Origin of the sequence: Pseudomonas sp. NPDC089534, assembly GCF_044749305.1 — a bacterium.
In the GTDB taxonomy this organism is placed as follows: domain Bacteria; phylum Pseudomonadota; class Gammaproteobacteria; order Pseudomonadales; family Pseudomonadaceae; genus Aquipseudomonas; species Aquipseudomonas ekonensis.
This window is the reverse complement of sequence record NZ_JBIVHR010000033.1, coordinates 50,937-57,803: the sequence shown is the minus strand read 5'-3', so window position 1 is coordinate 57,803 and position 6,867 is coordinate 50,937. Positions and strand designations below refer to the sequence as shown.

Genomic DNA, 6,867 nt, shown 5'->3' with positions numbered 1-6,867 from the left:
CAAAGACTGCTTGGTAATCGGCAACTCCTGCAATTCAGGCGAATCCACAGAAGTTGTATCAAGAAGGGAGCGTAGTCTACCGGAATGCCCCTTTCATCTCAAACCTTGATCTTCATCCGAAGGCTGCCAATGCAGTCGCCAGCCGTCCTGCGCACTGCCGTCAAGCCCCGGCAGGTTCGCCACGGCGAGCAATTCTTCGCCGCGAAACAGCAGCGGCAATCTGCCACGGACGAAGGCCGGCACCCCGCGCTCATTGAGCAGGCGCTTGAGATCGCGCTGGCCGCGCCCGGGCAGGCGCATCGTCTCGCCGCCCTGCCGGTAGCCAATCCTAAGCGGCCCGACGGGAGTCTGACCGCGCAACATGACACGTCCGTTATCGGCCAGGCGCAGCGGTTGCGAAGGATCCTGCCACTCGTCGCCGGCCTCGGGCTTGCGCAGCCACTGACCGCCGAGCCACCAGAGTCGGTCGGCACTCCGGTGCAGTTCACCGTCCGCCAGGCGCCAGACCGGTGTTGCGTCGGCGCCGGCCTGGCACAGATCCGACCAACCCGACCAATGGTCGGTGTCCGGCAAGCGGGTCAGCGGGGCCAGCCAGTGGCTGAGGGCGTTGCGCTGACGGGCGGCGGACAAGCCGGCCAACGGGGCCAGCGCCAGCGACGGCACGCCCAGCCAATCGAACTCGTCCGGGGCACGCGCGGCGCCCAGATCGAGCTGCGCCAGTTCATCCAGCAGCCCTTGCGCCTCGCGCATATGCGCCGCGCCGCGGGCAAGGCTAGCCGCCGCCTGGGGCCAGCGGGCGGTGAGCGACGGCATCACCTGGTGACGCAGATAGTTGCGAGAGAAATGCAGATCCCGGTTCGACGGATCTTCGATCCAGGTCAACTGATGGGCCTGCGCATAGGCCTCCAGCTCCGCCCGACTCGCGTCGAGCAGAGGCCGAACCAGATGGCCCGGCCCCAGCGGCCTGTGCACCGGCATGCCCGCCAGGCCCCTCACCCCGGCCCCGCGCAACAGGCGGAACAGCAACGTTTCGGCCTGATCGTCGCGGTGCTGCCCGGTCAGCAGCGTTTCGCCGGGGCCGATCACTTCACGGAAAGCCCCGTAGCGCGCGTCGCGCGCAGCGCGCTCAAGGCTTGCGCCGGGCGGAACCTGCACGCGGATCACCTGCAAAGGCACGCCCAGCGCATCGCAGAAGGACCGGCAATGCTCCGGCCATGCATCCGCCGCGGCCTGGAGGCCGTGATGGACATGGATCGCGCTCAAGGGCGGGAGGGTTTCGGTTTTCGCCAGATGGACAAGCAAGTGCAGCAGGACGGTGGAGTCGAGTCCGCCGGAGAAGGCGATGCGCCAATGGGGGGCCGTGCGCCAGGGCGCCAGGGTGCACAGAAGTCGGTCAGACAGATCGATCCGGGTCATGGGGACACATTGCACAAATGAAATGTGGGAGCGGGCCTGCTCGCGACAGTGATTCAACAAACAACACCTGTGTTGAATGTTAACCCTTATCGCGAGCAGGCTCGCTCCCACATGGGTACGGCCTGCTCAATCAGAGGCCGTAGCTCATCAGACGCTCGTAACGGCGGGCCAGCAGCGCATCGTTGTCGAACTTCTTCAGCATCGCCAGTTGCGAGACCAGCTCGGCGCGGATCGAGGCGGAGGCGGCGGCGAAGTCGCGGTGGGCGCCGCCCAGCGGCTCGTTGATCACCTTGTCGACGATGCCCAGGCCCTTCAGGCGCTCGGCGGTGATGCCCATGGCTTCGGCGGCGTCCGGCGCCTTCTCGGCGGTTTTCCACAGGATCGATGCGCAGCCTTCCGGCGAGATCACCGAGTAGGTCGAGTACTGCAGCATGTTCAGCTGGTCGCATACGCCGATGGCCAGTGCGCCGCCCGAACCGCCCTCACCGATCACGGTGGCGATGATCGGGGTCTTCAGGCGCGCCATGACGCGCAGGTTCCAGGCGATCGCTTCGCTCTGGTTGCGCTCTTCGGCGTCGATGCCCGGGTAGGCGCCCGGGGTGTCGATGAAGGTCAGGATCGGCATCTTGAAGCGCTCGGCCATTTCCATCAGGCGGCAAGCCTTGCGGTAGCCTTCCGGACGCGGCATGCCGAAGTTGCGGCGCACCTTCTCGCGCACTTCGCGGCCCTTCTGGTGACCGATCACCATCACCGGCTTGTCGTCCAGACGTGCCACGCCACCCACGATGGCCGCGTCGTCGGAGAAGTGACGGTCACCGTGCAGCTCGTCGAACTCGGTGAAGATGTGGTCGATGTAGTCGAGGGTGTACGGACGGCGCGGGTGACGCGCCAGACGTGCGATCTGCCAGCTGGTCAGCTTGCCGAAAATGTCTTCGGTCAGCGTCTTGCTCTTGTCCTGCAGGCGGGAGATCTCATCGCCGATATTCAGCGAATTGTCGTTACCGACCAAGCGCAATTCTTCGATCTTGGCTTGCAGGTCGGCGATCGGCTGTTCGAAATCTAGAAAATTCGGGTTCATAGGCGTCCGTCTGGGGTCGCGTCCAAGTGAGCTTGGGCCGGCCGGTTGTCTGTTCGCGCCCTACCTTAAGGGAGAGGCGCGTCGAGGTCGAGATTAAAAATTCAGGTTGCGGGCAGGCGGTTTGATATCACCTGCCGGTCAACGGTATTGGAGGAAGACGTTGTCTCGTCCGAACTGGTCACGCAGGGCTTGAATCAGGGCGTCGGCCGGATCGATCCGCCAGCTCTCGCCGAACTGCAGCAAGGTCTTCGCATCGGGACTGGTGTATTCCATGGTGATCGGGCACGCCCCGCGGTGGCGCTTGAGCAGTTCGCCCAGCCAGCGCAGCTGATCGCCCTTCAGGTCCTGGGTCTGCAGCTTCAGGCGCAGGCTCTCGGCCAGGCTGGTGCGCGCCTCTTCCATGCTCATCACCCGCTTGACCCGCAGGCGCAGGCCGCCGGAGAAGTCATCGTTGCTGACCTCGCCTTCGACCACCACCATCGCGTCGGTCTGCAGCAGCGACTGCGCCGAGTGGAACGCGTCGGCGAACAGCGACGCCTCGATCCGTCCGGAGCGGTCGTCGAGGGTGATGAAGCCCATCTTGTCGCCCTTTTTGTTCTTCATCACCCGCAGGGCGATGATCATGCCGGCGATGGTCTGCGTGTCGCGGGCCGGCTTCAGGTCGATGATGCGCTGACGGGCGAACCGGCGGATCTCGCTTTCGTATTCGTCGATCGGGTGGCCGGTGAGGTACAGGCCCAAGGTGTCCTTTTCACCCTTGAGACGTTCCTTGAGGGTCAGTTCCTTGGCCTTGCGGTGGCTGGCGTAGACGTCCGCGTCCTCTTCGACGAACAGCCCGCCGAACAGGTCGGCGTGACCGCTGTCGTGGGTGCGCGCGGTCTGTTCGGCCGCCTTGATCGCCTCTTCCATCGACGCCAGCAGCACCGCGCGGTTGCGGTCGATGTTGGCCTGGTAGGCCTTCTGCTCGTCGTGGAAGTACGGCCCCAGGCGGTCAAGCGCGCCACTGCGGATCAGGCCGTCCAGGGTGCGCTTGTTGATGCGTTTGAGGTCGACGCGGGCGCAGAAGTCGAACAAGTCCTTGAACGGGCCGTCCAGGCGCGCCTCGGTGATCGCTTCCACCGGGCCTTCGCCGACGCCCTTGATCGCGCCGAGGCCGTACACGATGCGGCCGTCGTCGTTCACCGTGAACTTGAACTCCGAGGTGTTCACGTCCGGTGCGTCGAGGCGCAGCTTCATCGTGCGCACTTCCTCGATCAAGGTCACGACCTTGTCGGTGTTGTGCATGTCCGCCGACAGCACCGCCGCCATGAACGGCGCCGGGTAGTGGGCCTTCAGCCACGCGGTCTGGTACGACACCAGGCCGTAGGCGGCGGAGTGGGATTTGTTGAAGCCGTAACCGGCGAACTTCTCCACCAGGTCGAAGATGTTGCCGGCCAGGTCCGCATCGATGTTGTTGGATGCGCAACCTTCGATGAAGCCGCCGCGCTGCTTGGCCATCTCCTCGGGTTTCTTCTTACCCATCGCCCGGCGCAGCATGTCCGCGCCGCCGAGGGTATAGCCGGCCATGACCTGGGCGATCTGCATCACCTGTTCCTGGTACAGGATGATGCCGTAGGTCGGCGCCAGCACCGGCTGCAGGCCTTCGTACTGGTAGTCCGGATGCGGGTACGCCAGCTCGGCGCGGCCGTGCTTGCGGTTGATGAAGTCGTCCACCATGCCCGATTGCAAAGGGCCCGGACGGAACAGCGCCACCAGTGCGATGAGGTCTTCGAGGCAGTCGGGCTTGAGCTTCTTGATCAGCTCCTTCATGCCGCGGGATTCGAGCTGGAACACCGCCGTGGTTTCGGCCTTCTGCAGCAGGCTGTAGGTCGGCTTGTCGTCGAGCGGGATGAACGCGATGTCCAGCGGCGCCTCGTTGGTCTTGGCGCGGTCGCGGTTGATGGTCTTGAGCGCCCAGTCGATGATCGTCAGGGTCCGCAGGCCGAGGAAGTCGAACTTCACCAGACCTGCGGCTTCCACGTCGTCCTTGTCGAACTGGGTGACCAGGCCGCCGCCCTCTTCATCGCAGGCGATCGGCGAGAAGTCGGTCAGCTTGGTGGGCGCGATCACCACGCCGCCGGCGTGCTTGCCCGTGCCGCGGGTCACGCCTTCGAGCTTGAGGGCCATGTCCCAGATTTCCTGGGCCTCCTCGTCGACCTTGAGGAAGTCGCGCAGGATCTCTTCCTGCTCGTAGGCCTTTTCGAGGGTCATGCCGACCTCGAACGGAATCATCTTCGACAGGCGGTCCGCCAGGCCGAACGACTTGCCCTGGGCCCGCGCCACGTCGCGCACCACCGCCTTGGCGGCCATGGAGCCGAAGGTGATGATCTGGCTCACCGCGTTGCGGCCGTACTTGTCGGCCACGTAGTCGATCACCCGGTCACGGCCGTCCATGCAGAAGTCGACGTCGAAGTCGGGCATGGAGACCCGTTCCGGGTTGAGGAAACGTTCGAACAGCAGGTCGTATTCCAGCGGGTCGAGGTCGGTGATCTTCTGCACGTAGGCCACCAGCGATCCGGCACCCGATCCCCGTCCGGGACCGACCGGCACGCCGTTGCTCTTGGCCCACTGGATGAAGTCCATAACGATCAGGAAGTAGCCGGGGAATCCCATCTGGATGATGATGTCCAGCTCGAAATTCAGCCGGTCGACATACACCTGGCGCTTGGCGTCGTAGTCTTCGGTGGTGTCCTTGGGCAGCAAAACCGCCAGGCGCTCCTCCAGCCCATCGAACGAGACCTTGCGGAAATACTCGTCGATGGTCATGCCATCGGGGATCGGATAGTCGGGCAGGAAGTGCTTGCCCAGCTTCACGTCGATGTTGCAGCGCTTGGCGATCTCGACGGTGTTTTCCAGCGCGTCGGGCAGGTCGCTGAACAGCTCGGCCATTTCCTCGGCGCTTTTGAGGTACTGCTGGTCGCTGTAGTTCTTCGAACGGCGCGGGTCGTCGAGGGCCCGGCCCTCACCGATGCAGACGCGGGTCTCGTGGGCCTCGAAGTCTTCCGGCTTGATGAAGCGCACATCGTTGGTCGCCACCAGCGGCGCGCCGAGCTTGTCGGCCAGGGCCACCGCACCGTGCAGCTGCTCTTCGTCGTTGACGCGGTTGGTGCGCTGGATCTCCAGGTAGAAGCGGTCGGGAAACACCGACATCCATTCGCGGGTCAGCGCCTCGGCCTCGGCCGGGTTGCCGGCGATCAGGGCCATGCCGATCTCGCCCTCCTTCGCCGCCGACAGCATGATCAGCCCTTCGCTGGCCTCGACCACCCATTGGCGCTCGATGATGATCATCCCGTTGCGCTGGCCGTCGATGAACCCGCGGGAGATCAGCTCGGTGAGGTTGCGGTAGCCCAGCGCGTCCATCGCCAGCAGGCTGATCCGGCTCAGGGGGGCGTCCGGATCCTTGTTCGACAGCCACAGGTCGGCCCCGCAGATCGGCTTGATCCCGGCGCCCATGGCGGCCTTGTAGAACTTGACCAGGGAACACATGTTGTTCTGGTCGGTCACCGCGACGGCCGGCATGTTCATGCCGGTGAGGGCCTTGACCAGCGGCTTGATCCGCACCAGCCCGTCGACCAGGGAGTATTCAGTGTGCAGGCGTAGATGAACGAATGAAGCCGGCATAGTGATCCTGTCCAGTTACATGGAAACAACAAGGCCCGGATTGTACCGGGCCCCGAACAAAACATCAGCCATGGGCCTAAACCGGCGCCAGGCCTTCCAGCGCCTCGTAGGCCTGACGCACCGGCGCGAACGAGCGCCGATGGATCGGCGTCGGCCCCAGGCGCGCCAACGCTTCCAGATGAACGGGCGTCGGATAACCCTTGTGCCCGCCGATGCCGTAGCCTGGGTAAGTCAGCTCGAACGCCGCCATCTCGCGGTCGCGGCTGACCTTGGCCAGGATCGAAGCCGCCGCGATGGCCGGCACCTTGCTGTCACCCTTGACCACGGCCTCGGCACGCATCGGCAGCTTCGGGCAACGGTTGCCGTCGATCATCGCCAGCTTCGGCTGGATGTGCAGGCCGGCGACGGCCCGCTGCATGGCCAGCATGGTGGCGTGGAGGATGTTCAGCTCGTCGATCTCTTCGACCTCGGCCCGGGCGATGCACCAGCTCAGGGCCTTTTCCTTGATTTCGTCGAACAGCTTCTCGCGCTTGGCTTCGGTGAGTTTCTTCGAATCGTTCAGGCCCAGGATCGGCCGGTTCGGATCGAGGATCACCGCCGCCGTCACCACCGCGCCGCACAAGGGGCCGCGACCGACCTCGTCGACACCGGCCACCAGTTCCTCGACCTCGGCGACCAGGGTGAAATCCAGGCCCATCTGCATGCTTGTCTTG

Annotated in this window: 4 protein-coding genes; all 4 read right to left on the bottom strand. The window is 64.7% G+C overall.

The annotated features are described in order from the left end of the window. Positions 1-93 precede the first annotated feature (93 nt). Positions 94-1,416: a tRNA lysidine(34) synthetase TilS gene (gene tilS / locus ACIP0B_RS12950; RefSeq protein WP_400832351.1), complete on the bottom strand. Its 1,323-nt coding sequence runs from the start codon at positions 1,414-1,416 to the stop codon at positions 94-96. A gap of 130 nt (positions 1,417-1,546) precedes the next feature. Further along, positions 1,547-2,494, bottom strand: a complete 948-nt coding sequence (locus ACIP0B_RS12945; RefSeq protein WP_400832349.1) for an acetyl-CoA carboxylase carboxyltransferase subunit alpha — start codon at positions 2,492-2,494, stop codon at positions 1,547-1,549. A 138-nt stretch (positions 2,495-2,632) separates the two neighbouring features. After that, the gene (dnaE, locus tag ACIP0B_RS12940) at positions 2,633-6,154 is read right to left on the bottom strand and encodes a DNA polymerase III subunit alpha (RefSeq protein ID WP_400832347.1); all 3,522 of its coding nucleotides are present in this window, start codon (positions 6,152-6,154) and stop codon (positions 2,633-2,635) included. Positions 6,155-6,230: 76 nt separating this feature from the next. After that, positions 6,231-6,857: a ribonuclease HII gene (gene rnhB, locus ACIP0B_RS12935; protein ID WP_400832357.1), complete on the bottom strand. Its 627-nt coding sequence runs from the start codon at positions 6,855-6,857 to the stop codon at positions 6,231-6,233. Positions 6,858-6,867 lie beyond the last annotated feature (10 nt).